This window comes from Halobacillus sp. K22 (assembly GCF_052246795.1).
Lineage (GTDB): Bacteria > Bacillota > Bacilli > Bacillales > Halobacillaceae > Halobacillus.
Map to the genome: position 1 here is coordinate 1 of NZ_JBQQCN010000063.1, position 707 is coordinate 707.

Below are 707 nucleotides of genomic sequence, written 5' to 3' on the forward strand. Positions count from 1 at the left end.
GGTTCAACGCAGAAAAAGGTTTCGGTTTTATTGAAGTAGAAGGTCAAGACGATGTATTCGTTCATTTCTCTGCTATTCAAGGCGAAGGTTTCAAAACACTAGAAGAAAACGAAACAGTTTCTTTCGAGGTTGTTGAAGGAAACCGTGGACCGCAAGCAGCTAACGTTCAAAGATAAAACGTTAAATGAAAGACTCCCTCTCAAAAGGGAGTCTTTTTTGTTTCTTGATCCAGGTGCAGATTGTTCGTGTTCAGGTGCCGGTAAATATGAAAGCGGCCTTCTGCTAATCCAGGATACTTATGTGGAGGCGCTATTATTTTTTTCGTTAATACCAGGTGATAATGTGTAAGATCAACATAATTTGGAACTTCGACACAATGGAAGAAATTGAATATATGTGCTTCTAACAAAAAAAATTGGTACAAGGTTGACGACAATTCATTCAGGTGCTATGATAGGAATTAATTATTCTTGTTCGTTTATAAATGAAAGAAAAAGTAACCTAGTAAGTCACTTTCGTCTAGAATGAATATGCAGAGCAATAATAGTAATACAATGTGGAGAAATTCCACGCAGGAGGCAACAATTATGTTACAAGGTAATGTTAAATGGTTCAACGCAGAAAAAGGTTTCGGTTTTATTGAAGTAGAAGGTCAAGACGATGTATTCGTTCATTTCTCTGCTATTCAAGGCGAAGGTTTCAAAACA

The 707-nt window shown here is 36.8% G+C and carries 2 protein-coding genes; both read left to right on the forward strand.

Annotated features, from left to right (window positions below):
- On the forward strand, positions 1 to 176 hold a 176-nt coding region (locus ACTWPM_RS20660; RefSeq protein WP_443134837.1), incomplete at its 5' end, for a cold-shock protein.
- A 411-nt stretch (positions 177 to 587) separates the two neighbouring features.
- Positions 588 to 707 (forward strand): cold-shock protein (locus tag ACTWPM_RS20665; RefSeq protein WP_443134838.1); only part of this gene is annotated, 120 nt, incomplete at its 3' end.